The 25,647-nt window shown below is 70.1% G+C and carries 18 protein-coding genes; 16 read left to right on the top strand and 2 right to left on the bottom strand.

The features are described 5' to 3' along the window. Nucleotides 1-8 precede the first annotated feature (8 nt). From NFR49_RS05475 to NFR49_RS05425, 11 genes are all read left to right on the top strand, one after another. Nucleotides 9-2,453 carry a glycogen/starch/alpha-glucan phosphorylase gene (locus NFR49_RS05475; RefSeq protein ID WP_251158634.1) on the top strand — a complete coding sequence of 815 codons (2,445 nt, stop codon included), beginning with the start codon at nucleotides 9-11 and terminating at the stop codon, nucleotides 2,451-2,453. A gap of 66 nt (nucleotides 2,454-2,519) precedes the next feature. Continuing rightward, nucleotides 2,520-3,668 carry a glucose-1-phosphate adenylyltransferase gene (locus tag NFR49_RS05470; protein ID WP_251158633.1) on the top strand — a complete coding sequence of 383 codons (1,149 nt, stop codon included), beginning with the start codon at nucleotides 2,520-2,522 and terminating at the stop codon, nucleotides 3,666-3,668. Between the two features lie 2 nt (nucleotides 3,669-3,670). Next, the gene (gene glgD, locus NFR49_RS05465; RefSeq protein WP_251158632.1) at nucleotides 3,671-4,765 is read left to right on the top strand and encodes a glucose-1-phosphate adenylyltransferase subunit GlgD; all 1,095 of its coding nucleotides are present in this window, start codon (nucleotides 3,671-3,673) and stop codon (nucleotides 4,763-4,765) included. Further along, nucleotides 4,765-6,252 (top strand): glycogen synthase GlgA, encoded by a 1,488-nt coding sequence (glgA, locus tag NFR49_RS05460; protein ID WP_251158631.1) that lies wholly within the window; start codon nucleotides 4,765-4,767, stop codon nucleotides 6,250-6,252. The genes glgD and glgA overlap by 1 nt, the downstream gene beginning before the upstream one ends. 32 nt (nucleotides 6,253-6,284) lie before the next feature. Further along, entirely contained in the window at nucleotides 6,285-9,683 is a 3,399-nt protein-coding gene (locus NFR49_RS05455) for a 4-alpha-glucanotransferase (RefSeq protein ID WP_251158630.1), read from the top strand. A 294-nt stretch (nucleotides 9,684-9,977) separates the two neighbouring features. Continuing rightward, nucleotides 9,978-10,832, top strand: coding sequence for an acyl-ACP thioesterase domain-containing protein (locus tag NFR49_RS05450; RefSeq protein WP_251158629.1), 855 nt, complete (start codon nucleotides 9,978-9,980; stop codon nucleotides 10,830-10,832). Nucleotides 10,833-10,843: 11 nt separating this feature from the next. Continuing rightward, nucleotides 10,844-11,194 (top strand): tautomerase family protein, encoded by a 351-nt coding sequence (locus NFR49_RS05445; protein WP_251158628.1) that lies wholly within the window; start codon nucleotides 10,844-10,846, stop codon nucleotides 11,192-11,194. A gap of 21 nt (nucleotides 11,195-11,215) precedes the next feature. After that, the gene (locus NFR49_RS05440) at nucleotides 11,216-11,695 is read left to right on the top strand and encodes a hypothetical protein (protein WP_251158627.1); all 480 of its coding nucleotides are present in this window, start codon (nucleotides 11,216-11,218) and stop codon (nucleotides 11,693-11,695) included. Nucleotides 11,696-11,897: 202 nt separating this feature from the next. Beyond that, nucleotides 11,898-12,443 (top strand): DUF2798 domain-containing protein, encoded by a 546-nt coding sequence (locus NFR49_RS05435; RefSeq protein WP_251158626.1) that lies wholly within the window; start codon nucleotides 11,898-11,900, stop codon nucleotides 12,441-12,443. 219 nt (nucleotides 12,444-12,662) lie between these two features. Beyond that, entirely contained in the window at nucleotides 12,663-14,060 is a 1,398-nt protein-coding gene (locus NFR49_RS05430) for an FtsX-like permease family protein (RefSeq protein WP_251158625.1), read from the top strand. Between the two features lie 157 nt (nucleotides 14,061-14,217). Then, the gene (locus tag NFR49_RS05425) at nucleotides 14,218-15,957 is read left to right on the top strand and encodes an alpha-amylase family glycosyl hydrolase (RefSeq protein ID WP_251158624.1); all 1,740 of its coding nucleotides are present in this window, start codon (nucleotides 14,218-14,220) and stop codon (nucleotides 15,955-15,957) included. A gap of 296 nt (nucleotides 15,958-16,253) precedes the next feature. On the opposite strand, the gene NFR49_RS05420 is transcribed toward NFR49_RS05425, so the two are convergent. Then, a complete protein-coding gene (locus tag NFR49_RS05420) occupies nucleotides 16,254-16,529 on the bottom strand; it encodes a LysR family transcriptional regulator (protein ID WP_251158623.1) in 276 nt (91 codons plus the stop codon). Here NFR49_RS05420 and NFR49_RS05415 point away from each other — a divergent pair. Continuing rightward, nucleotides 16,515-16,688, top strand: a complete 174-nt coding sequence (locus NFR49_RS05415; protein WP_251158622.1) for a hypothetical protein — start codon at nucleotides 16,515-16,517, stop codon at nucleotides 16,686-16,688. The two genes, NFR49_RS05420 and NFR49_RS05415, sit on opposite strands and share 15 nt — an antisense overlap. Before the next feature lie 22 nt (nucleotides 16,689-16,710). Here NFR49_RS05415 and NFR49_RS05410 read toward each other — a convergent pair whose 3' ends face one another. Continuing rightward, entirely contained in the window at nucleotides 16,711-18,123 is a 1,413-nt protein-coding gene (locus NFR49_RS05410; RefSeq protein WP_251158621.1) for a Wadjet anti-phage system protein JetD domain-containing protein, read from the bottom strand. 599 nt (nucleotides 18,124-18,722) lie between these two features. Between NFR49_RS05410 and NFR49_RS05405 the strand changes: the two genes are divergently transcribed. From NFR49_RS05405 to NFR49_RS05390, 4 genes are all read left to right on the top strand, one after another. After that, nucleotides 18,723-20,774: a lipase family protein gene (locus NFR49_RS05405; RefSeq protein ID WP_251158620.1), complete on the top strand. Its 2,052-nt coding sequence runs from the start codon at nucleotides 18,723-18,725 to the stop codon at nucleotides 20,772-20,774. A 173-nt stretch (nucleotides 20,775-20,947) separates the two neighbouring features. Continuing rightward, on the top strand, nucleotides 20,948-21,682 hold the full coding sequence (locus NFR49_RS05400; RefSeq protein WP_251158619.1) for a MurR/RpiR family transcriptional regulator: 735 nt from the start codon (nucleotides 20,948-20,950) through the stop codon (nucleotides 21,680-21,682). Between the two features lie 167 nt (nucleotides 21,683-21,849). After that, nucleotides 21,850-23,739 carry a glucose PTS transporter subunit IIA gene (locus NFR49_RS05395; RefSeq protein ID WP_251158618.1) on the top strand — a complete coding sequence of 630 codons (1,890 nt, stop codon included), beginning with the start codon at nucleotides 21,850-21,852 and terminating at the stop codon, nucleotides 23,737-23,739. Nucleotides 23,740-23,890: 151 nt separating this feature from the next. Further along, nucleotides 23,891-25,312, top strand: coding sequence for a 6-phospho-beta-glucosidase (locus NFR49_RS05390; RefSeq protein WP_251158617.1), 1,422 nt, complete (start codon nucleotides 23,891-23,893; stop codon nucleotides 25,310-25,312). Nucleotides 25,313-25,647 lie beyond the last annotated feature (335 nt).

The raw sequence follows: 25,647 nt of genomic DNA, 5'->3' as shown, positions 1-25,647 counted from the left end.
GCGCATACATGAAAAACGAGATCTTCAAGGACACCGAGCAGTTCAAACGCGAGTACCGCCGTATGGTCGAGTCCGAGGTGGGCAAGGGCTTCGACGAGGCCGACGACTACGAGCGCTTCGCCGCCCTCTGCAAGCTCGTCGCCTTCCGCGCCCGCGCCATCCACGTGCGCAACGACAACGCCATCGAGGCCCAGCGCAAGAAGCGCGTCTTCTACTTCTCCCTCGAGTTCCTCATCGGGCCCCTCCTGGAGAACTACCTGCTCAACCTCGGCATCCTCGACACCGTGAGCGAGGGTCTCGCCGAGATGGGCACGAGCCTCGACGCCGTCGCCTCCTGCGAGGTCGACCCCGGCCTCGGCAACGGCGGCCTCGGCCGCCTGGCCGCGTGCTTCCTGGACTCCATGGCCCACGAGGGCATCGCCGGCTACGGCAACGGCATGCGCTACCGCTACGGCCTGTTCCGCCAGGTCATCAAGGACGGCCGCCAGGTGGAGGAGACCGACAACTGGCTGGCCAAGGGATACCCCTGGGAGGTGCGCCGCCCCGAGTCCGCCGTGCCGGTGACGTTCGGCGGCCAGGTGGTGCGCCACGAGGAGGACGGCCGCTACTGGTTCACCCTCGAGGGCGGCGAGACCGTCAACGCCGTGCCCTACGACATCCCCGTGGTGGGCTACGGCGGAAACACCGTCAACAAGCTGCGCGTGTGGGCTGCCGAGCCCGTGGAGGAGCGCTTCGACCTCGACGCCTTCAACGAGGGCGCCTACGCCGACGCCTCCAAGTTCCGCACGGACGTCGAGGCCATCTCCACGATCCTCTATCCCAACGACGCCGGCGAGCACGGCCGCATCCTGCGCCTCAAGCAGGAGTACCTGTTCGTGGCCGCGGGCATCGGCTCCATCATGCGTACCTTCAAGCGCGAGCACACCGGCGCCGACGGCACCGTCGACTGGGCCGCGTTCCCCGAGGCCATCGCCATCCACACCAACGACACCCACCCGGCCATGTGCGGCGCCGAGCTCCTCCGCGTGCTCGTGGACGAGGAGGGCCTGGACTACGACACCGCGTGGGGCATCGTCACCCGCTCCATCAGCTACACCAACCACACGGTGCTGCCCGAGGCCCTGGAGAAGTGGCCCATCGACGTCTTCCGCCGCCTCCTGCCCCGCATCTACATGTGGATCGAGGAGATCGACCGCCGCTACCGCGAGAACTTCATGGCCGAGCACGGCGACCGCATGGACCTGCTGCGCGACACCGCCATCCTCTGGGACGGTCAGGTCCGCATGGCCAACCTGTCCATCATCTGCTCTCACTCCGTGAACGGCGTGGCCAAGATCCACACCGACATCCTGGAGCGCGAGGTCCTCAAGGACTTCTACGAGCTCACGCCCGAGAAGTTCAACAACAAGACCAACGGCATCTCGTTCCGCCGCTTCCTCGGTAACGCCAACCCCAGCTACTCCAGGCTCATCACCGACGCCATCGGCGATGGCTGGCTCGACGATGCCAGCGAGCTCAAGCGCCTCGAGGCCTTCTCGGCCGACCCGGTGTTCCTCGACGCCATGGCCGACTCCAAGCGCCTCAACAAGGAGCGCCTGGCCCGGTACGTGCGCGAGCAGACCGGCGTGGAGCTCGACTGCGACAGCGTCTTCGACGTCCAGGTGAAGCGCTTCCACGCCTACAAGCGCCAGCTGCTCAACATCTTCAAGGTGATGGACGTCTACAACCGCATCGTCGCCGACCCCTCCTACCGCCCCCGCCCGACCTCCTTCATCTTCTCGGGCAAGGCCGCCCAGAGCTACACCTACGCCAAGGAGGTCATCCGCCTCATCAACTCCGTGGCCGACGTCGTGAACGGCGACCCCCGCGCCAACGAGATGATCAAGGTGGCCTTCATCCCCAACTTCTCCGTGGGCAACGCCGAGCTCATCTACCCGGCCGCCGAGATCTCCGAGCAGATCTCCACCGCCGGCATGGAGGCCTCCGGCACGTCCAACATGAAGCTCATGGCCAACGGCGCCATCACGCTCGGCACCCTCGACGGCGCCAACGTCGAGATCGCCCAGCTGGCCGGCCGCGAGAACATCGAGATCTTCGGCCTCGAGGTGGCCGACGTCGAGGGTTACAAGTCCCGCGGCGACTACTTCGCCTGGGACGAGTACAACCGCGACCGCGACCGCCTCGGCCGCGTGGTCGACGAGCTCGTGGACGGCACCTTCGCCCGCCTGTCCGGCGACTTCAGCCTCATCCACGACGGCCTCATGCACCAGAACGACGCCGACTTCGTCCTCAAGGACTTCCACTCCTACGTGGCCGCCTGGGAGCACCTGGGCGAGGTCTACGGCGACCGCCGCCGCTGGAACCAGATGGCACTTGCAAATACTGCGAACTCGGGATTCTTCAGCTCCGACCGAACCATCCGCGAGTACGCTGAAGACATCTGGCACGTTTAGAGTATTTTCAAATTGAGGGAGTGGCCGACGCCGTCGGCCCCCCTGACAGATCGGAAGGGGTGTCAAATGAGCAAGAAGGAGTGCCTCGCCATGCTTCTTGCCGGCGGCCAGGGTTCCCGTCTCGGGGCTTTGACCCGGTCCATCGCCAAGCCCGCCGTGTCCTTCGGCGGCAAGTACCGCATCATCGACTTCGCGCTCTCCAACTGCGCCAACTCGGACATCAACACCGTCGGTGTCCTCACGCAGTACAGGCCCTACCTGCTCCACAGCTACATCGGGACCGGCGCGGCCTGGAACCTCGACGAGCGCGGTGCGGGCGTCTCCGTGCTCCCGCCGTTCGCCACCGAGGCCGGCGGCTCCTGGTACGCCGGCACGGCCGACGCCATCTACCAGAACCTCGGCTACATCGAGAGCAACGACCCCGAGTATGTGCTCATCCTCTCGGGCGACCACCTGTACTCCATGGACTACCGCAAGATGCTGGACGTCCACATCAAGAACAACGCCGACCTCACCATCTCGGTCATGCCCGTGCCGTGGGACGAGGCCAGCCGCTTCGGCATCATCACCAAGGACGAGGACGACTCGGTGATCAAGTTCACCGAGAAGCCGGCCCAGCCCGACTCCAACCTCGCCTCCATGGGCATCTACATCTTCTCCACCGACCTCATGGTGCAGGCCCTCAAGGAGGACGCCGCCGACCCCGACTCCGAGCACGACTTCGGCAACAACATCATCCCGAGGATGCTCGAGGAGGGCCGCCGCATCTTCTGCTACGAGTTCAACGGCTTCTGGCGCGACGTCGGCACCATCTCGTCCTACCACGACACCGCCATGCAGCTGCTGGGCGCCAACCCGGAGTTCAACCTGTACAACAAGGACTTCCCGGTCATGAGCAACGCGCCCACCCGGCCGCCCCACCTCATCGGCACCGCCGCCTCGGTGGACGACTCCCTCGTGGCCAACGGCTGCCGCGTGTTCGGCGAGGTCAAGCACTCCATCCTGTCCACCGACGCCTATGTGGGCCCCCGCGCCCACGTGGTCGACTCCATCCTGCTGCCCGGGGCCAAGGTCATGGCCGGCGCCTACGTGGTGAACGCCATCCTGGGCGAGGGCGCCGTGGTGGAGGAGAACGTCAAGTTCGGCAGTGTCGACAAGGTCAAGGACACCGTCGTCGTCGGTGACAACGTCGTCGTTGGAAAGGGGGAGGAGTAACCGTGGATCGCTGCATCGGACTCATCACCGCCAATTATTCCGTCAAGAACCCGAGTGCCCTCACCGAGTCGCGTCCCCCTGCGGCGCTCCCGGTGGCCGGCCGCTACCGCATGGTCGACTTCGCCCTGTCCAACATGGTGAACGCCGGCATGCGCACCGTGGGCCTCATCCTGCCCTACAACTACCGCGCCCTCATGGACCACGTCGAGAGCGGCAAGGACTGGTCGCTCGACCGCAAGCACGGCGGCCTGTTCAACCTGCCCGGCTCCGCCTTCGGCAGCTCCCGCTCCGGCGCGCGCTTCCTCATCCGCGACCTCATCGAGAACCGCATGTTCCTCGAGAAGGAGACCCGCCCCTACGTGGTCCTCTCGGCCGCCAACATCATCCTCAACATGGACTACAGCGAGCTCATCGACGAGCATGTGAAGTCCGGCGCCGACATCACCGTGGTGACCAAGCGCGCCTCCGAGGAGAACGTCTCCCTCACCGGCTTCCACACCGAGAACGGCCGCGTGACCGGCGTGCACCAGGGCGTCCAGTTTGGCGATACCGCCTTCATGGACACCTTCATCGTCTCCATCGACATCCTCAAGCAGCTGCTCGGCTGGTACAAGGCCGTGGACTACCTCGACCTCTTCGAGGCCCTCATCGGCGACCTCGACCGCGTCAACGTCCAGACCTTCACCTTCGACGGCCCGGCCATGGCGGTCTTCTCGGCCAAGTGCTTCTACAAGAACTCGATGAAGCTCCTCGACCCCGAGATCGACGACGAGATCTTCGGCGACGAGCGCCCCATCTACACCAAGGCCCACGACAACCCGCCCGCGAAGTACGAGCCGGGCTCCAAGGTGTCCAACGCCCTGGTGGCCGGCGGCTCCCGCATCGCCGGCTGCGTGGAGAACTCCATCCTCGGCCGCAACGTCATCGTCGAGGCCGGCGCGACCGTCCGCAACTCCATCATCATGCAGTCCTGCACCGTCGAGAGCGGCGCCCGCGTGGAGAACGCCATCATCGACCGCGACAACGTGGTACCCGCCCGTACCGAGCTCCGCGGCACCACCGACGACGTCCTCATCAAGGGGAAGGGATCCCTCTAGTGTCCGCCAAGGTTCGCAGGAAGCTCCGCATCGTCTTCGCCTCCGCCGAGGCCGCCCCGTTCACCAAGACGGGCGGCCTGGGCGACGTGGCCGGCTCGCTGCCCAAGGCCCTCGCGGCCGCGGGCTGCCGCGTCGCGGTCATGACGCCCAAGTACGGCTCCATCAAGCAGGAGTACGTCGACCGGATGGAGCACGTCTGCGACTTCTACCTCAACATGGGGTGGCGCAGCGAGTACTGTGGCCTCGAGCGCATCGTGTCCGACGGCGTGGAGTTCTACTTCATCGACAACGAGCACTTCTTCAAGCGCGACGGCGGCCTCTACGGCTACTTCGACGACGGCGAGCGCTTCGCGTTCTTCTCCAAGGCCATCACGGAGAGCCTGCAGTACCTGCCTGACTTCCGGGCCGACGTCCTGCACTGCAACGACTGGCAGACCGCCCTCGCGCCGGTCTTCCTGCGCGAGTACTACCAGGGGCTGCCGCTCTACGACAACGTGCGCACCGTGTTCTCCGTGCACAACGCCAAGTTCCAGGGCCAGTACGGCGACTCCGTGCTCGACACCGCCGGCCTGCTCTCGGCTCCCAAGGCCGTCAGCCAGATGTACTGCGCCCCCAAGACGGTGAACTACATGCAGGGCGCGCTCATCTACTCCGACCTGCTGTCCACCGTGAGCCCCACCTACGCCCAGGAGCTCAAGACCCCGTTCTTCGGCGAGGGCCTGGACGGCATCTTCCGCCAGCGCGAGGGGGCGCTCCACGGCATCGTCAACGGCATCGACGTGGACTCCCTGAACCCGGCCACCGACCCGGCCGTGCCGTTCAACTACTCGATCGACGACATGGCGGGCAAGGCCGCCTGCAAGGAGGCCCTCCAGCGCGAGCTCGGGCTGGAGGTCAACGCCGAGCGCCCGCTCGTGGCCATGGTGACCCGCCTCACCAAGCAGAAGGGCCTCGACCTCGTGCAGTACGGCCTCGAGCGCCTGCTGGGCCGTTCGGTGCAGGTGGCCGTGCTGGGCACGGGGGACCGCGCCTACGAGGACTCCCTGCGCTACTTCGACTGGAAGTACAAAGGGTCCATGAGAGCCGTCATCGACTTCGACCTGGGCCTGTCCCAGCGCATGTACGCCGGCGCCGACATGTTCCTCATGCCGTCGCTGTTCGAGCCCTGCGGTCTGTCGCAGCTCATCTCCATGCGCTACGGCACCCTGCCCATCGTCCGCGAGACCGGCGGCCTCAAGGACACCGTCACCCCGTACAACCGCTACACCGGCGAGGGCACGGGCTTCTCGTTCGCCAACTTCAACGGCGAGGAGATGTGCGACTGCGTGCTCAACGCCTGCGAGGTATTCTGGACCGACAAGCAGGCCTGGTCCTCGCTCCAGCGGCAGGCCATGGGCCAGGACTTCTCCTGGACCGTCGCGGCCAACCGCTACATCGACCTGTACTCGTCGCTCCACCCCGAGGTGATCTCGCCCGACCGCGGCTAGTCGGACGGCACCCCGAGAACGAGAGGAAAACCATGAGAGCCCTTCACAACAGCAGGGGCTCCCGGTACAGAGACCCATACGGCGCCGCCCCCCAGGGCGGCGTCGTCACGTTGACCGTGGACGTGTGGGACGACCCGGGAACCCAGGCATCCATCCGCACGTGGGTCGACGGCGTCGGCGAGACCTTCCTGCCCATGGAGCTCGTCGACACCGCCGACGACGGCCGCCTCACCTTCACCGGCGAGGTCCCGTGCGAGGAGCTCGGCATCGTCTGGTACGCCTTCCTCCTCGAGGGCTCCGACGGCACCGTGCGCTACTACGGCGCCCGCGAGGGCCGCACCGGCGGCGTGGGGCAGATGTACGACCACATGCCCCCGTCGTTCCAGATTACCGTGTACAGGCCCCGCGAGGTGACGCCCGACTGGTACAAGGGCGGCATGGTCTACCAGATCTTCCCCGACCGCTACAAGCGCGGGGCCGACTGGCGCGAGCGCACGGAGGCGGCCCTCTCCCAGGAGCGCGTGGGCGGCGTGCCCCGCTCCCTGGTGGATGACTGGGACGAGCCGCCCGCGTACAAGCGCGACGACTCGGGCCGCGTGGCCGAGTGGGAGTTCTACGGCGGCACGCTCGAGGGCATCCGCGAGGAGCTGGGCCGCATCCGCGACATGGGCTTCACGGCCATCTACCTGAACCCCATCTTCGAGGCGCAGTCCAACCACCGCTACGACACGGGTGACTACCTGGCCGTGGACCCCATGCTGGGCGACGAGGCCGGGTTCCGCCGCCTGTGCGCCGAGGCCGCCGAGATGGGCATCTCGGTGATCCTCGACGGCGTGTTCAACCACACGGGCGTGGACTCCCGCTACTTCAACAAGTTCGGCAACTACGACTCCGTGGGGGCCTGGCAGTCGCCCGACTCGCCGTACCGCCCCTGGTACCTCATGCAGGAGGACGGCACCTACACCTGCTGGTGGGGTGTGGACGACCTGCCCGACACCGACAAGGCCAACCCCGAGTGGCAGGACTTCGTCTACGGCCCCGACGGCGTGGTGGCCCACTGGCTGCGCGCCGGCGCCCGCGGTTGGCGCCTGGACGTGGCCGACGAGCTCAACGACGCCTTCATCGCCGGCATCAAGGCCGCCGAGGACCGCGTGCTGCCCGACGCCCTGCTCCTGGGCGAGGTGTGGGAGGACGCCTCCAACAAGCTGGCCTACGGCGAGGTGCGCAAGTACCTCTGCGGCACCGAGCTCGACAGCGCCATGAACTACCCGTTCAGGGAGGCCCTGCTCCACTACGTCTGCGGCACCTGGCCCGCGGAGGAGATGGCGGAGCGCATGGCGTCGCTCAAGGAGAACTACCCGCCCGACGCCTTCTACGCCACCCTCAACCTGCTGGGCAGCCACGACCGCACGCGCCTGCTCACCATCCTGGGCGGCGCGCCCGACAAGGACTCCCTCACCGACGACCAGCGCCGCGGGTACCGCCTCTCCGAGGGGCAGCGCGGCCTCGCCAAGGGGCGCCTGTGGCTGGCCACCCTCGTGCAGATGTGCTCGCCGGGCGTGCCCTGCGTGTACTACGGCGACGAGGCCGGCCTCGAGGGCTACACCGACCCGTACAACCGCGGCACCTACCCCTGGGGCCACGAGGACGCCGACTGCGGCGCCATCTACAAGAACGCGATGGACCTGCGCCGGCAGTTCCCAATGCTCGTGAACGGCGGGTTCGAGCCGTTCTCCGTGGGCCCCGACGTCTACGGCTTCTGGCGCACGCCGGCGGCCGGCGACGACGAGGCCGGGGAGCGCATCTGCGTGCTCGTGAACCGCTCGCTCTCCGACGTCCACGAGGTGCGGCTGCCCATGGTGGCCGAGCTCTGCGACGACCTGGTGAGCGGCCGCGTGCCCGAGTGCGACGGTGACGAGGTTGTGGTGACCCTGGGCCAGCTGGGGAGCGCCCTGCTCTACTTCCACGGGCCGAGCCCCCTGGCCAAGCCCTTCGAGCGGGGCCTGGGCGTCATGTGCCACATCACGTCGCTGCCCCGCGAGGAGGGGCCGGGCACCCTGGGCCCCGAGGCCTACGACTTCGTGGACTGGCTCGAGCGCTGCCACCAGGGCTACTGGCAGGTGCTGCCGGTGAACCCCACCGACTCCTTCGGCAGCCCCTACGCGGGGCTCTCCGCCTTCGCGGGCAACACGGCGCTGGTGGACGGGTGCGGCAGGACCCTCGAGGGGCTCTGGGAGGCCTGGGAGGCCAAGGGCGTGGCCGGGCTGCCGGCGGGCCTCGCCGGGCGCGGCCGCGTGGACGAGCGCGTGTTCACCGAGGCACGCCTCTCGGCCTTCTCGGAGGCCAACGCCGACTGGCTCGACCCCTACTGCGCCTTCATGGCCGTGCGCGATGCCGTGGCGGCCGGCGAGGTGGCCGTGGATGCGGACGACGGCGTCCCGCTGGAGTCCGTGGCCTGGCAGGACTGGCCGGCCCGCTACCGGGAGTACTCGCCGGCGCTGCTCGACGACCCGGTGCTGGCGGGGCGCGTGGGCTTCCACCGGTTCTGCCAGTGGGTGTTCCAGGAGCAGTGGGACGGCCTCAAGGCCTACGCCAACGACCGCGGCGTGTCGCTCATCGGCGACATGCCCATGTACGTGAGCGAGGACTCCACCGACACCTGGGCCAACCGCGAGGTCTTCAACCTGGGCGAGGACGGCTGCAAGGACGAGTCGGCCGGCGTGCCGCCCGACGCCTTCGCCCCGGAGGGGCAGCTGTGGGGCAACCCCACCTACGACTGGGACCGCCTGGCCGACGACGGTTACGGCTGGTGGGTCGAGCGCCTGCGCAGGGCCTTCGAGCTCTACGACTACGTGCGCCTGGACCACTTCGTGGGCTTTGAGAACTACTACTCGGTGCCCACCGGCAAGAAGGCCACCGAGGGCCGCTGGCTGCCGGGCCCGGGCAAGGCGCTCTTCGAGCGGGCGGCCGAGGTCTTTGGCCCGCTGCCCGTGATCGCCGAGGACCTGGGCACCATCACGCCGGCCATCCGCGGTCTCGTGGCCCAGTGCGGCTTCCCCGGCATGGACGTGCTGGAGTTCGCCGACGCCGACCTCAGGGGCGGCTACACCCCGACCCCGGGCAAGGTGGCCTACACGAGCACCCACGACACCGACACCCTGCTGGGCTTCGTGCGCTCCGCCTACGGGATCGCCGACGACAACGAGGCGCTTACCGTCGCCGAGAGGATCATGGCCGACGCGCTCCGGAGCGACACGCGCGTGGTCATGATGCCGCTGCAGGACGTCATGGGCCTGGGCACCGAGGCCCGCATGAACGTCCCGGGCCAGGCCGAGGGCAACTGGCGGTGGCAGGCCGACGCCGAGGGCCTGGCATCGGCCGAGCCGCTGCTGCGTCTGCTGACGGAGGAGAGCGGCAGGTCCCCGCGCTAGGCACGATGTGACAGAGGTGCCTGGCCCATCTGTCACTTATCGCAATGGGCGCCCTGCATGGGTTGCCCGCGTTCGCCAAGGCCCCTCTGTCCAAGGGGGCCTTGGTGAACCTCTTTTGAACCGCTTTTTGCGCTATGGGGTCTTCTGTGAGCGGCCGTGCATGAAACCGTGTGAGGTTGGGACAAAAGTGTCCGACCATTGGGACAGAAGTGTCCGGGTGGCGTCGGGGAATAAACCCCGCGCACCAGCCCCGCGACTGGGCGCCGCACTCGCGCCCGCCCCAAGGAGAGACCTGTGGCCTTCCGGACCGTTTACACGCCCCTGTACCGCGATGCCGACGAGAGCGGCCGGGTCGGCACGCTCGGGCTCCTCGCCATGCTCCAGGAGTCGGTGCTCGGCCACGCCGCCGCCTTGGGCCTCGACCACGACGACCTCGTGCGCACCCGCGGCATCGGCTGGATGTTCGCCCGCTACCGGCTGGCCGTGGCCCGCAAGGCCGCCGTGCGTGTGCCGGTCACCCTCACCGCCTGGATCTACGCGGCGCCGGGTGCGCGCTTCCTCAACAACGAGGTCCTCGTCGAGCAGGACGGCGCCCTCGTGGCGGCGGGCCGCGTGGAGAGCTGCTTCTACGACGTGCGCGCCCGGGCCGTGGCCGCGCCGGAGGCCGTGGGCCTGCCGCCGTCGGCCCTGGAGCGCGACCTCGGCACGGCGCCGGTGGGGCCGTGGCGCGACCTCCCGGCCGACCCCGCGCCCCTCGACCGCGTGCGCACCCACACCGTGGGCTTCACCGACCTCGACTCGTTCCGGCACATGACCAACCTGCGCTACCCGGGCCTCGTGGTGGACGCGTTCCCGTCGGCCGTCTACGACCGCCTCGAGGTCCGCGACATGGAGGTGCACTTCCTGCGCCAGTGCTTCGAGGGCGACCGCCTGGACGTCCTGCGTGCCGACGGCGTGGACGCCTCCCGCCTGCCCGCGCTGGCGGACGCCGGGCTCCCGCCCTCCGTCGGCCCCGCGCCCCGGCCGGAGCCGCCGTCCTCGTCCTCCGTGCTCGTGTGCCGTGACGGTCAGGTGGTGGCAGCGGCCCTCGTGGCCATGGGCGCGCCGGCAGGGTCCGTCGGCGGGTACAACCCACTCGTCAGCCAGTGAGAGGAGAGGCCATGCCCGTGATCCGCACCTACACCTCCGAGCCCGTCTCCGAGAGCCAGCGCGGCACCCTGAAGTCGTTCTACGGCGCCCTCATCGCCAAGGTCCCGGGCAAGAGCGAGCCTTGGCTCATGTGCGTCTTCGACGACGACCTGCCCATCTATATGGGCGGTTCCGCCGACGAGTCCGCGGCCTACGTGACCGTGGACGTCTTTTCCCGCGCCGCCGTGGACCCGGCGGTCTGGGGGTCCATGACCGGGCCCATCTGCGACGAACTCCGCGACGTCCTGGGCATCGACCCGGCGCGCGTCTACGTGCGGTACGGCTCCACCCCCGACTTCGGCTGGAACGGTTCGAACTTCTGACAGATGAAGGGGATGGTCCCTGTGGAGAAGCTGCCTCCCGTGGAGAAGGTCTACGAGGCCTGGACGGCCGTCGAGGACGGCCATGCGTGCCTGGGCGACGACGGCGCCACCTGCACCGTGGTGTCGAGCGACGGCGCCAGGCGCTACACGGTGCGCCGCGAGACGGGCGCCGACGGCCGCGAGGTCTACCGCAGCAACGACAACGCCACGTACTGGCAGGGCTACGCCGGCTACCCGGTGATCGCCATGCTCATGTTGGAAGGCAGGGTGCCGCTGGACCTCACCGTCGCCGGCTGGTTCGCCGGCGTGGACTGGCATGCCGTCAACGCCGCCCACAAGGGCGACTACGCGGCGGCCGTGGCGGCGGTGGAGGCGGGGCGCGGCCTCAAGAAGGAGCGCGTGACCCATGCGCGGCAGGATGCCGAGAAGGTCCTGGAGGCCCTGGCGGCCCTGGACGTCGCCGTGGGCCGCAACGGCGCCAAGGTGGAGGAGCTGGGCTAGGGGAGCGGCGGCGGTGCCGTCGAGCATGGCCACCCTCCGGCTGTGGCGCCCTCCGGTCGACGCCGGCGCTTACGCGATGCCCCCGCTTTGCGCTAGGCTGGTTGCGCGGCCGCCGTCAGGCCGTCCGCCGCCTTCGCGACGGGCCCGCGGGGCGCCTCGGGCGCCCGGGCACCTCCACCTCCCACCAGAAGGACAACTCCATATGGGCAACACCGCTCCCGTCGCCAGGGCGACCTACGGCGACTACGTGACCAAGCGCGTGGGCCGCGCCGAGGGCCGCTACGAGACCTGGGTCTTCAAGGTCTGCATGCTCACGGGCATGCTCCTGCTCATGGTCCCCTGGGGCCACGTGGTCCACGGCGCGCTCCCCGCCGACGCCTTCGCCCGGGCGGCCCCCGCCTACGGCGTCGGCTGGGTCGCCGCCATGGCGGTGCGCCTGGTCGTGGGCGACCCCATCGTGGCGCTCGTGGCCTCCAGGCTCGTGAGCCGCCTCTCCGGCGACCGATCCCGCTCCGTGGCCATGGCCCTCACGAACATCCTGGTGATGGCCACGGTCATGAGCCTGTACGGCGTGGTCGTGGGCGGCGTCGACGACGTCCTCGGCGCTTGGGTGCCCACGCTGCCCGCCATCTGGGCCTTCGCGTTCTGCCTCAACCTCTTCCTCGTGGGTCCGGTGGCCACGTGGGTCACCCTCAGGGCGGCCCGCCCGGCCCGGGCCGCCCTCGCCCGGGCCCGCGCCGAGGCATAGGGGCCGCCCTGCCGGGAGGGATCGCCCGTGGGGCCCGCACCGCCGCGGCGGTGCGGGCCCCACCCTTACACCTCCGTCACCGCGATGTAAGCCCGGGCGATGGCAGCGGCGCCCCGGGCGGCGCACCATGGGAGTCGCCGGCTGCCCCCTTGCCAGCCGGCCGGGCGTCGGGCGCCGGTCCCACGCCCGACGACCCGCCCCCTCCCGAAAGGCCCCGCCATGTACCTCAAGCTGGCCCTCGGCAACGTGCGCCGCAGCCTCAAGGATTACTCGGTGTTCTTCGCCACCCTCGCCTTCGCGGCCTGCCTGCTCTACTCGTTCTCCGCGTCCGGCGACTACCTCGCCGCCATGGCCCTCACCGAGCGCCAGCGCGCCACCCTGGGATCCCAGCAGCTCAACACGGTGATGAGCGCGTTCTCGGTGTTCGTCGTCATCGTCTTCGCCTTCCTGGTGAGCTACGGGTTCCGGTTCATCCTCAGGCGCCGCAAGCGGGAGTTCGCCCTCTACGCCATCCTGGGCATGGACGGCCCCCATGTGTCGAGGATCCTGCGCTACGAGGGGTTCCTCGTGGGCGCGGCCTCCTTCGCCGCCGGCGTCGCCGCGGGCGTGGTGTTCTCGCCCTACTTCATGCTGCTCGAGGCCTACGTCTTCGGCGTGACCTGGGCCCCGGCCCTCGTGTTCTCCACGGGCTCGTTCCTCTGGACCTTGGGCTGCTTCGCGGCGCTCGTGGCCGTGGCCTGCGTCTCGTCGGGACGGGTGGTGTCGAGGAGCACCCCCGCCGCCCTGTTCTCGGCCGACAGGCGTCCGGAGCGGCTCCTGGGCGAGGGGCGCCCGTGGGCCCAGCGGCTCCAGCTGGTCGGCGGCGCCGTGCTCGTGGCGGCGGTGTGGGCGACGGTCCTGCTCCAGCCCGGCATGTTCCTCGCGATGCTGCTCCCCTTTGGCATCGTGGCCCTCGCGGGCACGTACCTGCTGTTCCGCTCGCTGGCCCACCGCGTCCCCGCGTGGCTGCGGAGGCACCCCCGCCGCTACCTCTCCGGCCTCACGTGCTTCACGGTGCGCCAGGTGGAGGCCAAGGCGTCCAGCTCGGCCATGGCCATGGCCATGGTGTGCGTGCTGCTGGCCTGCGGCGTGTGCATGGTGGTCGCGGGCCTGGCCTTCTCGGTGGGCATCAGGGACGGCGTGGACCCCTCCGCCGGCATAGCCGACCCGTTCGCATGGGCGCCCATCGGCTTCATCGGCCTGTTCTACGGCATCGCCTTCCTGCTGTCGGCCATGGCGGTCCTGGCGCTGCAGCAGCTCTCCGAGGCCGCCGACAGCGCCGCCCGCTACCGGGTGCTGGCGGACCTCGGCGCCGACGACGCCATGATGGGCCGCTCGCTCCGCTCCCAGCTGGCCGTGTACTTCGGGGTGCCGCTCACGGGCGCGCTGCTCCACGACGCCGTGGGCCTCACCCTGATCTACCTCCTCGCCATGGGCGTGGGGGCCGGCGGGTTCGGCGCCATGGCGGGGGCCACCGTGGCGGGCGTCGTGGCGTTCATGGCCCTCTACTACGCCGTGACCTACGCCGAGTGCCGGCGGATCCTCTTCGCCGGCGGGGCTGCGCGCCGCGAGGCCTGACACCTCATCCGGGCCGCCGGCGCCCGCCGCCCCCGGAACGGGTACGCACCCCGCGGGCCCGGCAAACGGTTCACAGACTGAAACAAAGTTGAACATTCTGCCGCCGTTGGCTAGACTCGGGCCTCTGGAACGAGCACCCGCGTGGAGAGGATCGCCCATGCCCTGGTACGACGAGGCCGTGTTCTACCACATCTACCCGCTGGGTCTCCTGGGCGCACCGCGCCAGAACCCCTACGGCGAGCCGCGGCACCGCCTGCCGGAGCTCGTCCCCTGGCTCGACCACCTGAGCGACCTCGGCGTCACGGCGCTCTACATCGGCCCGCTGTTCCAGAGCGTGGGCCACGGCTACGAGACCTGCGACTACCGCCTCGTGGACACGCGCCTGGGCACCAACGACGACCTCCGGGACCTCGTGGCCGCCGCCCACGACCGCGGCATCCGCGTGGTGCTCGACGGCGTGTTCAACCACGTGGGCCGCGACTTCTTCGCCTTCCGAGACCTGCTCGAGCACCGCGAGGCCAGCCCCTACCGCGACTGGTTCTGCAACGTGGACTTCGGCGGGGACAACTCCTACGGCGACGGCCTCTCCTACGACACCTGGGGCGGCTACGACCTGCTCGTCAAGCTCAACCAGCGCAACCCCGCCGTGCGCGACTACCTGCTGGACGCCGTGCGCATGTGGGTGGCGGAGTTCGACATCGACGGCATCCGCCTGGACGCCGCCGACGTGCTGGACTTCGACTTCATGCACGCCCTGCGCGCGGTGGCCAACGCCGTGAAGCCCGACTTCTGGCTCATGGGCGAGGTCATTCACGGCGAGTACAGCCGCTGGGTCAACGGCGACACGCTCCACGCCGTGACCAACTACAGCCTCCACAAGGCCCTCTACAGCGGCCACAACGACCACAACTACTTCGAGATCGCCCACACCGTCAAGCGCAACTACGACATGGGCGGCGACCGCGTGGACGGCCTGCGCCTCTACAACTTCGTGGACAACCACGACGTGGACCGCATCTGGACCAAGCTGGACGACAAGCGCCACTTCGAGCCGGTCCACGTGCTCATGTACACGCTGCCAGGCACGCCGTCCGTCTACTACGGAAGCGAGTTCGCCATCGAGGGCAAGCGGACCCCCTACGCCGACGACATGCTGCGCCCGGCTCTGGACCTCGCGGACTTCCGGGACTCGCCGTCGGCCGCCCTCATCGCCGCCCTGGGCGCCATCCGCCGCGAGACGCCCGCCCTGTCCTATGGCGAGTACCGCGAGCTGGCCCTCACCAACCGGCAGTACGCCTTCGCCCGCACGCTGGAGGGCGGTGACAGTGCCATCGTCTCGGTGAACAACGACGACAGCCCCGCCACGGTGACCGTGGACGCCCTGGGCCGTCCGGCCTACACGGGTGCGCTCACCGGGCGCACGGCGAGGGCCCACGACGGCGTGGTGGACCTGCCCATGGAGGCGTGCTCGGGCGAGGTGTGGCGGCCCGCGGACGGCGCCGCCGGGGAGGGTGCTGCGGATAGCGGTGCCGCTGCGGCCGCGGAGGCCGCCCGCGAGGCCCAGCGCCGCATGCGGGAGGATGCCGAGCGGCGCTGTGCCGAGGAGGAGTCCCGCGCGGCCGAGGCCCGTGCCGCCGAGCAGGAGCTCCTCGACCGCGCCCGGGAGGCTGTGGCTCGCGAAGCCGACGACGGGGAGGGCCGGGAGACGCCCGAGCTGTCCATGGACTTCCTCCTCGGGCACGAGAGGCCCTTCGAGGACATGACCGTGCAGGAGCTGCAGCTCTCGGTCCTGGCCCAGATGGCCATGCGTGGCCCCGTCACCGAGCAGATGCGCCGCGACGTGGCCGAGAACACCTACCACGACTCCCTGGTCAACTGGGCAAAGAGCTTCAACTAGGGGCCCTCGCCCCGCGCCCCCTGTCCCATTGTCCCATCACCCGGACACTTTTGTCCCAATCGCCGGACGGCCCACCCGCAGAAGCTCCTGCGGGTGGGAAATCACCCGCGGAACGTTCTGCGGGTGGCAGAACGGCGCCGCCGACACCCGCAAAAGCTTCTGCGGGCGGGAAATCACCCGTAGAAGCTTCCGCGGGTGTCCGGTCAAAGTGGCGAAGGGCCGCCCCCCGAAGTGGGACAAAAGTGTCCGACCATTGGGACAGGCGGCGGGTCCCGGGCCGGTCTGCTTCCGCCCCGCTACCTGCCGAGGGCCGCGGCCACCACGGCCCGCAGGGGCGCCGGCGCGCGGGTGCCCATGCGCAGGGGACGGCACCGGTGCCCCTCCTCGGCCACCGCCGTGACGAGGTCGTCGTAGGCCGAGAGCACGGCGGAGGCCCGCGCCACGGCCACCCGACCGCACCCATTGGGCGTCATGGAGTTGGGGGAGCGGTCGAACAGCTCGCATCCCAGCTCGGCCTCGAGGCACCTCAGGGAGCGGGAGAGGTCCGGCTGGGTGATGTGGAGGAGCTGCACCGCGAGCGCATCGAGGAGAACATCGACATCTTCGACTTCGAGCTCTCCGAGGCCGAGATGGACGAGGTCGCCTCCCTGGACCGCGGCGCGAGCGAGATCGTGGACCACGGGGACCCCGCCTTCATCCACATGATCGGCACGATGAGGATCCGCGGGTGACGGGACGGCTTGCCCGGGCGCCCTACTCCCACCCGTCGGCGGCCTCCAGGGCCATGGCGCGCACGTAGGCCTCCACGCCCATGGACGCCGCCCGGGCCGCGTCGGACACCAGCTCGGACTGCTCGGGGGAGAGGCGCACCGTCACGGTGGTCCCGGTCGCCCCGCGTCGGTCCGGCTCGCCGGAGCCCGCCGTCCCGGCGGTGCCCGCTGTCCCATCGTCCGCGGCCTGCTGCACGGCGGGGCCGCCCGTCTCGGCCATCTGGGACAGCACCCACTCGTAGGGGACCTTCTCCTGCTCCACGCGGCGCGGGCCCGGGCAGTCCTTGGAGCAGAGCCGCTTGTAGAGGATCCTGTCGGCCCCGCTCAGGTGGTTCAGCCGCGCGGCACGGTGCGTGCCCTCGTCCACGTCCACGCCAAAGCGCGAGAACCGCCGGTAGGTGCCGCCGTCCATGGCGAGGGTCCGCACGGCCACGCCCCGCGCCTCGCAGGCAGCCACGAAGCGGTCGGCAATCTCCAGGCCCGCGGCGTCGATGTCGCCCCAGTAGTAGACGCGCTCGGCCGCCGCCAGCCACGGCAGGTCGTCGAGGGCCCGCGGCGCGGTGGCGCCCTGCCCCCACAGGCACACGGCCCCGGGGACCGACAGCGGGAACGCCTCCATGGAGTCGCGGTTCTCGCTCACCACGACGGTCCTCGGCTCGTACGGCGGCTCCCAGGGCGCGTCGCCCGACAGCGCGAACGCGAACCGGGGGTGCCCCGGGTCCGCCGTCCACTCGGGGTCCAGCAGCCGCCACTGCCACACGCGCTCCCGCTCCGAGAGGCCGAGGCTGCGCCGATGGGTGAGCAGCAGCACGCAGTGCCGGCGGTCCCGGTCGTCCAGCCACTTGCTCCCCAGGCCGTCGATGGGCAGCTGCCGCGCGGTGAGGCCGGTGGGGTCGTTGGCCAGGAACCAGTTGGCCACCTCCAGCAGGAGCGCGACCTCCTCGCGGTCCCAGCACTCAGACAGGCAGAGGAGCTCCTCGGTCTCCCCGGCCGAGAAGGGCCCGTAGGGGCGGAACGCGCGGGCGTGGGCGTTGAGCCGCGACATCGTGGCCGAGAAGGGTCCCGAGAGGCGCGAGACGTCCTCGGGGGTGAGGCCGACCAGGGCCGCCGGCAGCTCCATGGGGGTGCCGGTGGCGGGGTCGGCGCGGGTCACGGCGGTGTGGGAGAGTCGCGCCTCGGCGATGCCGCGGCCGAGCTCGTCGGCGGCCTCGAGCCAGGGCTGCGGGTCGGCGTCCAGCTCCCGCTGGGAGGGGGCGCCGAGGTCCAGGCCGAACGGCTCCGGCGGCTCGGCGTCGCGGAGCAGCGCGGCGGCGTACGCGAACCGCCGGGCCTCGAAGTGCCGCAGCACGGAGAAGCGCACCTCTCCGAAGGTGGGATAGCGTCGCTCCTGTGCCATGGGCCCTCCTCGCCGTCGCCGCCGTGCCGCGCCCCATGCTACCGGATGTGGCAGAGGGGGTGCGGCACCCCTCGCGCGCGACGGGGTGCGCGTGACTGGGGTGCCTGGCCCATCTGTCACTTCTCATATTGCGATCGTGATGTTAGGTCGCGGCGGCGACCGTGGCCCGAGTCGGGGTCTCTCCGCAACGGCGCCCTGCAGGGCCGCCCTGCAACGCCCCTCTGGCGCGGGCCCGCGTTGCCGTGCGCCCTCCAACGCATTTTCGCCGCAAGGGGGCCTTGGAGGGCGGGTTTCGGCACGCAAAGGCGCCCCGATGCGCGACCCGCCGCCCCGCAGCGGCCCCCTGCCGCAACACCCCGTTGCAGGGTGCCCCTACAGGGCGGCCCCGCCGCACGCCGCCGTTGCAGGGCGCCCCCGCACGTCGCCCGCGCCCTCGCCGCGGCGGGGGCCTCGACCGGGGCGGCCCCGCGCCGTCGGCGAGGTGGGACAAAAGTGTCCGGGTGTTGGGACAGGTGTTGGGACGGGGCGCCGGGATGCGTGCGTCGCGGGGTAGAGACCATCCCGACAGACCCGCGCCCACCGATCCCTCGGGAGGCCCCATGCAGCCCGCCATACCCTACGACCAGCTCCTCGCCAGCCCCACCCTGCGGCGCGTCGAGGTCTCCTACGGCACCGACGACCCAAAGATCGAGCACGAGACCAAGGAGGGCTACATCCCCGCCTCCTGCACGGCGCCCTTCGACCCGGCGTGGTTCTCGCTCCCGGCGGATCGCTACAACCCGCTGCTGGCCACGTCGTCCATGGGGCTCGCCTCGGCCACCTACGGCAACCGCCAGGCCAACGGCTTCTCCTACATCCTCGACACCATGGCCGCCTACGGCTTTAAGGACGTGGACATCAGCTCCTACCTGCATCGCAACAGGGACGACCACACCGACATCGACCATGACGTCAACCTCGTGGCCTACGCCTTCGGCCACCAGGCGCTCGTCGGCCCCGACGGCGAGGAGTTCGAGCTCGTGGCCTGCGTGGTGCGCGGGACGTCGCCCACCCTCGAGTGGCTCTCCAACGCCGACGTCGCGGACTCCGTGGAAGACGGCGGCTACGCCTCGCTCCGCTGGCACGAGGGCTTCCGCGCCAGCGAGCTGGAGTGCCTGGGCAACATCGAGCGCTACCTGCGCGACCACGGCCTGGACACCGCGACCACCCGCATCTGGAACTGCGGCCACAGCCGCGGCGGCCCCGTCTCCAACATCCTGGGCATGGACCTGGACATCTGGGGCGACCGGGGCTTCTCCGTGACGCCCGACCACGTCTACACCTACACCCTGGCCTGCAGCCTCACGACGTTCGACGGGGACGCCCACGGCCCGCGCTACGGCAACATCTGGAACATCAACCACCCGGAGGACTTCATCGGCCGCATCCCGGCCGCGTACTGGGGGTTCCGCCGGTACGGCACCGACGTCTTCCTGCCCTCCATCGCCACGTCCTACCGGGCCTTCCAGCGCACCAAGGCCGACGCCGACAGGCGCTTCCTCACCCTCGGCGGCGCCCGGGCCTACACCGTCCACGGCATCGCCGGCCCCGACACCTTCGTGCATGAGGCGGTGTGCTGTGCCGCCACGGTGGCCGAGATGTACACGCTGCCCCATGCCGCCGGGCGCCGCTGGCACCCGTTCAGCGACTTTTTCCAGGCGTTTTGCCGGGTGGCCGGAACGGGCGGCCTCGAGCGGGTGAAAGCCGCGGCCTCCCTGGCCCGGCTGGCCGCCGGGGCCTACTGGCACGCCTTGAGCTACTTCGTGGAGGACCAGTTCCTCAAGCCCCTGAGCCCCATCACCCACAACGAGCAGCACTACCTGGCGCGCCTGGAGGCCGTCGACGCCCTCGTCGAGGACGTCCTGGACGGCTGGCGCGCCGACACCCGGCGCATCACCTTCTACGGCACCCTGGACGTGGACGTCGTCTGCCTCGACGACCCGCACCCCACCGACACCTTCGACGACGGCACCGTGAGCCTCGAGGGGGCGGCGCTCCAGCCCCGGGCCGAGGGCGGCCGCGTGGTGAGCCGGATCGTGGGCGGCAAGGTGGACCCCGACCTCCTCGACACCCCCGACTCCGTGGCCGTCTATGCCGACCACCGCGCCGACCGCCTTTGCCTGTGGTTGCCTGTGGACGGCCGCTACCTCGTACGCCTCACCGCCCGGGAGGACAACGCCGCCATCGACGCCACCTGCGCCGTCTGCCACCCCGAGGGGGCGGTGCTCGCCCAGGAGGCCTTCTCGGCCGGGTCGCTGGCCGCCGGCCACTCCCTGGTCCTCGACGGGGCCGACCTCGTGGGGCGCCTGCCCCAAGGGCGCGTGGAGGAGGCCTGGGCCAGCTTCGCCGAGAGGGGCGACTTCCCGCCGACGCTCGCCGTGGACGCCGTGCCGTACCCGCCCCGCCCCGACGGCGGCGATGCCGTGGGCGACCGCGGCCTCATGGCCGGCGACCACGCCCTGCTCCGCGCCTACGAGGTGGCTGGCCACCGGTTCCGCGGGTGGCACGAGGATGCCGGCGACGGGACGCCGGGGCGCCTCGTGAGCCGCGACCGGGTCATGACCGTCAAGGTGGGGGAGGAGGACGCCCGCTACGTGGCGGTCTTCGACTGACCCGCCCCGCCCCCTGTCCCATCACCCGGACACTTTTGTCCCAACGGTCGGGCACTTCTGTCCCACGGGCCGCACGGGGCCGCGCCGCCTGTCGCATAATCAAATGATGAATGGGATACGTGCCAGGCGGGCCAGACGCCCTGTCGCGGCCGTGCCCGAGGAAGGGAGCCGCCTTGTTCTCCACCGAGCAGATCCAGAGCCTCAACGCCCTCGAGCTCGAGGTCTACCGTTACGTGGCCTCCCACCTCCAGGCCGTGCCCTACATGCGCATCCGCGAGCTCGCCGCCGGGGCGCACGTCTCCACCTCCACGGTCCTCCGGTTCTGCCGCAAGATGGGCTGCGACGGCTACGCCGAGTTCAAGCTGCGCCTCAAGGACCTCGCCGGCGACCGGGCCGTGCAGCCCGGGGCCCTCCGGGGCGACGAGCTCCGCGGCTTCCTCTCCCGCCTGGAGCGCGGGGCCTTCGACGGGGACCTCGACCGCGCGGTGTCGCTCCTCGCCCCCGCCGAGGAGGTGCTCGTCTTCGGCGTGGGCAACTCCGACGGCATCGCCCACTACGCCGCCCGCTACCTCTCCAACGTGGGCAAGCTGGCCGTGGCCTTCTCCGACATCTACTACCCGGTCTTCCGCACCCATCCCGAGCAGAGCGTGGCCCTCGTCCTCTCGGCCAGCGGCGAGGTGGGCGTCATCCTGGAGATGGCCGGCAAGCTCGCCGAGCGGGGCGTGCCCATCGTCGCCGTCTGCGCCAACTCACGCTCCACGCTCTCGAGGATGGCGACGGTGCGGCTCTCCTACGGCACCACGGTCACCCGCGACGACCAGAGCGTCGACTATACGAGCCAGGTGCCCGTCGTGGTGCTGGTGGAGGCCATGGCGCAGCGCCTCGGCGAGCGCCTCCTGGAGGGTTGAGCGGACGCCGCGCCCCGGCGGCGGGTGCGCCGCGCGCCGTCCCCGTTACCCGCCGCGTAACGCGTTCCAAAACAACGCAGGTGCGTTGTGGACGAAAGCGCCGCTCGATAGGGTCGTTCTTGTCAGCACGGCACGGCCGTCAGGCCGCGACCCCAGAAGGAGACCCCATGGCACAGACCAAGGTGCGCGACTACGCACGGCTTGCCGCAGACATCCAGGAGGCGGTGGGCGCCGAGAACATCCTCAGCGCCGCCCACTGCGCCACGCGCCTGCGCCTCGTACTCGCCCAGACCCCCGACGACGCCGTCACCGACCGCATCTCCAAGATGCCCGGCGTCATCCAGGTGGTGCAGAGCGGCGGCCAGTACCAGGTCGTCATCGGCACCCATGCCAAGGACGTCTACGAGGCCCTCGCCAAGATCGCCACGTTCGACGAGGCCGCCGCACCCGCGGTCAAGCAGTCCGTCCTCGACCGCGTCATCGCCACCATGTCCGCGGTGTTCGCGCCCTTCGTGTACCTGCTGGCGGGCGCCGGCCTCATCCAGGGCTGCCTGATCATCGGCACGGTGCTCGCCCCCGCCTTCGCCGAGACGAGCACCTACTCCGTGCTCAGCTTCGTGTCGTGGGCGCCCTTCACCTTCCTGCCCGTGCTCATCGCCATCACGGCGTCCAAGCACTTCAAGTGCAACACCTACATCGCCGTGGCCTGCTGCGCGGCGCTCTGCTCCCAGGGGTGGGCCGAGATGGCGGCCATGATCGCCGACGGCCAGCAGCTCACCTTCCTGGGCATCCCCCTGGCCCAGACCACCTACACCAGCTCGGTGCTCCCGCCGCTCTGCCTGGTGTTCGTGCTCTCCTTCCTCGAGCGCTTCCTCGAGCGCACCGTCAACGAGGTGGTCAGGCCCATCGTCGTGCCCTTCGTGTGCCTCGTGGTCATGGTGCCCCTCACCATCTGCGCCATCGGCCCGGCCTCGGACGTCGTGGCCAACGGCATCGCCCTCGGCTACAACTGGCTGCACCAGACCGCCCCGGCCCTGGCCGCCGTCGTCATCGGCGGCTTCTGGGAGGTCGCCGTCATCTTCGGCGTGCACTGGGGCGTGACCCCCATGGTCATGGCCAACTTCGCCAACTACGGCTTCGACACCTTCCAGGCCTTCCAGACCTGCGCCGTCGTGGGTGCGGCCGCCGCGTGCTTCGGCGTGTTCCTCGGGTCCCGCAAGAAGGACCAGCGCTCCGTGGCCCTGTCCGCCGGCATCACCGGCGTCTTCGGCATCACCGAGCCCGCCATCTACGGCGTGATCCTGCCCCTCAAGCGCCCGTTCGTCTTCGGCTGCATCGGCGGCGCCGCCGGTGCCCTGGCCATCTCCTTCTTCCACTCCGCCAACTACGCCTATGCCGGCCTGCCGAGCCTGCTCACCACCGTCAACTCCATCAGCGCCTCCAACCCCACGAGCTTCCCGGGCATGCTTCTCGGCTGCGCCGTCTCCATCGTCGTGACCGTGGCCCTCTGCCTGGCCCTGGGCATCGGCGAGGAGGCCGAGGGCGAGTCCGTGGCCGAGGGGGCCGCCGCCGGTATCTCCGGCACCCCGTCCCTCGTGGCCCCGTGCGACGGCACCGTGGTGCCCATGGAGCAGGTGGACGACCCCATGTTCGCCTCCAAGGCCATGGGCGACGGCGTGGCCATCGAGCCCGCCGGTGGCTCCTTCGCGGCCCCAATGGCCGGCGAGGTCGTGCTCGTCTCCGAGACCGGCCACGCCTACGGCCTGCGCGGCGCCGGCGGCGTGGAGATGCTCGTGCACATCGGCCTGGACACCGTGCGGCTGGGCGGCGAGGGCTTCTCGGCCAAGGTGGCCGTGGGCGACGTGGTGGACGCCGGCCACCCGCTCTGCGACGTGGATCGCTCCGTGGTGGAGCGCGAGGGCCTCGCCATGACCACCATGATGGTGGTCACCGACCCGGCCGGCTACGAGCTCGAGCCCGTGGCCGAGGGTGCCGTGGAGGCCGGCGCCGAGCTCATGGCCTTCGTGCGCCCCGAGCTGGCCGTGGAGATGGCCTAGGCCCCGTCCCCCTGTCCCACCACCCGGACACTTTTGTCCCAATGGTCGGGCACTTTTGTCCCACGGGCCGCGCCGGAAGGCCCCGGCCCCTGGGACACCTCGCTAACACCCCGGCGGGCACGCTCGCCACCTCCGTGAAAGGACGAGAACCATGAAGATGCCGAAGGACTTCCTCTGGGGCGGCGCCGTGGCCGCCCACCAGCTCGAGGGCGCGTGGGACGTGGACGGCCGCGGCCCCTCCGTGGTCGACGTGCTCACCGGCGGCTCGGTCACCGAGGCGCGCCGCATCACCGACGGCGTGCTCCCCGGCGAGCGCTACCCCAACCACGAGGGCATCGACTTCTACCACACCTTCGCCGACGACGTGAAGCTGTTCCAGGAGCTCGGCTTCCGCTGCTTCCGCACCTCCATCTCCTGGAGCCGCATCTTCCCCAAGGGCGACGAGGCCGAGCCCTGCGAGGAGGGCCTGGCCTTCTACGACCGCCTCTTCGACGCCCTGATCGGCGCCGGCATCGAGCCGGTGGTGACCCTCTCGCACTTCGAGATGCCCTACCACCTGGCCCGTGAGTACGGCGGCTGGCTCGACCGCCGCTGCATCGACTTCTTCTACCGTTTCGCCACGACCTGCATGGAGCGCTTTGCCGGCAAGGTGCGCTACTGGATGACCTTCAACGAGATCAACAACCAATCCAACGTCACCAACGACCTGTTCGGCTGGACCAACTCCGGTATCCTCTTCTCCGAGCAGGACGACCCGCTGCGCGCCCTCTACCAGGTGGCCCACCACCAGTTCGTGGCCAGCGCCCTTGTGGTGTGCGAGGGGCACCGCATCGACCCCGGGATGAAGATCGGCATGATGGGCTCCTACGTGCCCTACTACCCCTACTCCTGCGACCCGGACGACGTCCTGCTCGCCCAGCAGTCCATGCACGAGCGCTACTACTTCTACGACACGATGATGCGCGGCCACTACCCCTTCTACGCCAGGCGCATGTGGGAGGGCGGCCGCGAACCGCGCATGGAGCCGGGCGACCTCGAGGTCATCGCCGCCGGCATCCCCGACTACGTCGGCTTCTCGTACTACATGTCCAACGCCGTGCGCGCCTCGGTGAGCGAGGAGTCCGACGGCCTGTCCGGCGGCAACGCCCATACCGTGGACAACCCCTACGTGGAGGCGAGCGACTGGGGCTGGCAGATCGACCCCGTGGGCCTGCGCTACGCGCTGAACGAGCTGTACGAGCGCTACGAGAAGCCCCTCTTCATCGTGGAGAACGGCTTTGGCGCCCTGGACGTGCTCGAGGACGGAAGGGTGCACGACCGGTACCGCATCGACTACCTGGCCGCCCACATCCGCGAGATGGAGAAGGCCGTGGAGGACGGCGTGGACCTCATGGGCTACACCCCCTGGGGCTGCATCGACGTCGTGAGCTTCACCACCGGCGAGTACGCCAAGCGCTACGGGTTCATCTACGTGGACATCAACGACGACGGCACCGGCACGGGGGCCCGCATCAAGAAGGACTCCTTCGACTGGTACCGGAACGTGATCGCCACCGACGGCGAGGAGCTGTAGGGGCCTCGCCTCCCGGGCCCACCCTGCCGGCGCTGTCCCATCACCCGGACACTTTTGTCCCAATGGTCGGGCACTTCTGTCCCACTCGGACGCATGGGGGTGCCCGGCCACCCGCAGAAGCTTCCGCGGGCGGGAAACCGCCCGTGGAACGTCCTGCGGGCGATGGGGCGTCCCCGTCGGCACCCGCGGAAGCTTTTACGGGTGGAAAGGCGCCCGCAGAAGCTTCCGCGGGCGCCGGCGTCCGCGTGACGGCCGGGGCGCCGGCCCGTTGGGGCGCGGCTGCTGGGACAAAAGTGCCCGACCGCTGGGACAAAAGTGTCCGACTGGTGGGACGC

It is taken from the genome of Caniella muris, assembly GCF_943193035.1.
Classification (GTDB): domain Bacteria; phylum Actinomycetota; class Coriobacteriia; order Coriobacteriales; family Atopobiaceae; genus Granulimonas; species Granulimonas faecalis.
Note: the sequence above shows the minus strand (reverse complement) of the source record. Positions and strands in the feature narration are given on the sequence as shown.

Coding starts and splice junctions, on each gene's coding strand:
- NFR49_RS05475 (WP_251158634.1), top strand. CDS start 9: ATGAAAAACGAGATCTTCAAGGACACCGAGCAGTTCAAACGCGAGTAC.
- NFR49_RS05470 (WP_251158633.1), top strand. CDS start 2,520: ATGAGCAAGAAGGAGTGCCTCGCCATGCTTCTTGCCGGCGGCCAGGGT.
- NFR49_RS05455 (WP_251158630.1), top strand. CDS start 6,285: ATGAGAGCCCTTCACAACAGCAGGGGCTCCCGGTACAGAGACCCATAC.
- NFR49_RS05445 (WP_251158628.1), top strand. CDS start 10,844: ATGCCCGTGATCCGCACCTACACCTCCGAGCCCGTCTCCGAGAGCCAG.
- NFR49_RS05435 (WP_251158626.1), top strand. CDS start 11,898: ATGGGCAACACCGCTCCCGTCGCCAGGGCGACCTACGGCGACTACGTG.
- NFR49_RS05430 (WP_251158625.1), top strand. CDS start 12,663: ATGTACCTCAAGCTGGCCCTCGGCAACGTGCGCCGCAGCCTCAAGGAT.
- NFR49_RS05425 (WP_251158624.1), top strand. CDS start 14,218: ATGCCCTGGTACGACGAGGCCGTGTTCTACCACATCTACCCGCTGGGT.
- NFR49_RS05410 (WP_251158621.1), bottom strand. CDS start 18,123: ATGGCACAGGAGCGACGCTATCCCACCTTCGGAGAGGTGCGCTTCTCC.
- NFR49_RS05405 (WP_251158620.1), top strand. CDS start 18,723: ATGCAGCCCGCCATACCCTACGACCAGCTCCTCGCCAGCCCCACCCTG.
- NFR49_RS05395 (WP_251158618.1), top strand. CDS start 21,850: ATGGCACAGACCAAGGTGCGCGACTACGCACGGCTTGCCGCAGACATC.
- NFR49_RS05390 (WP_251158617.1), top strand. CDS start 23,891: ATGAAGATGCCGAAGGACTTCCTCTGGGGCGGCGCCGTGGCCGCCCAC.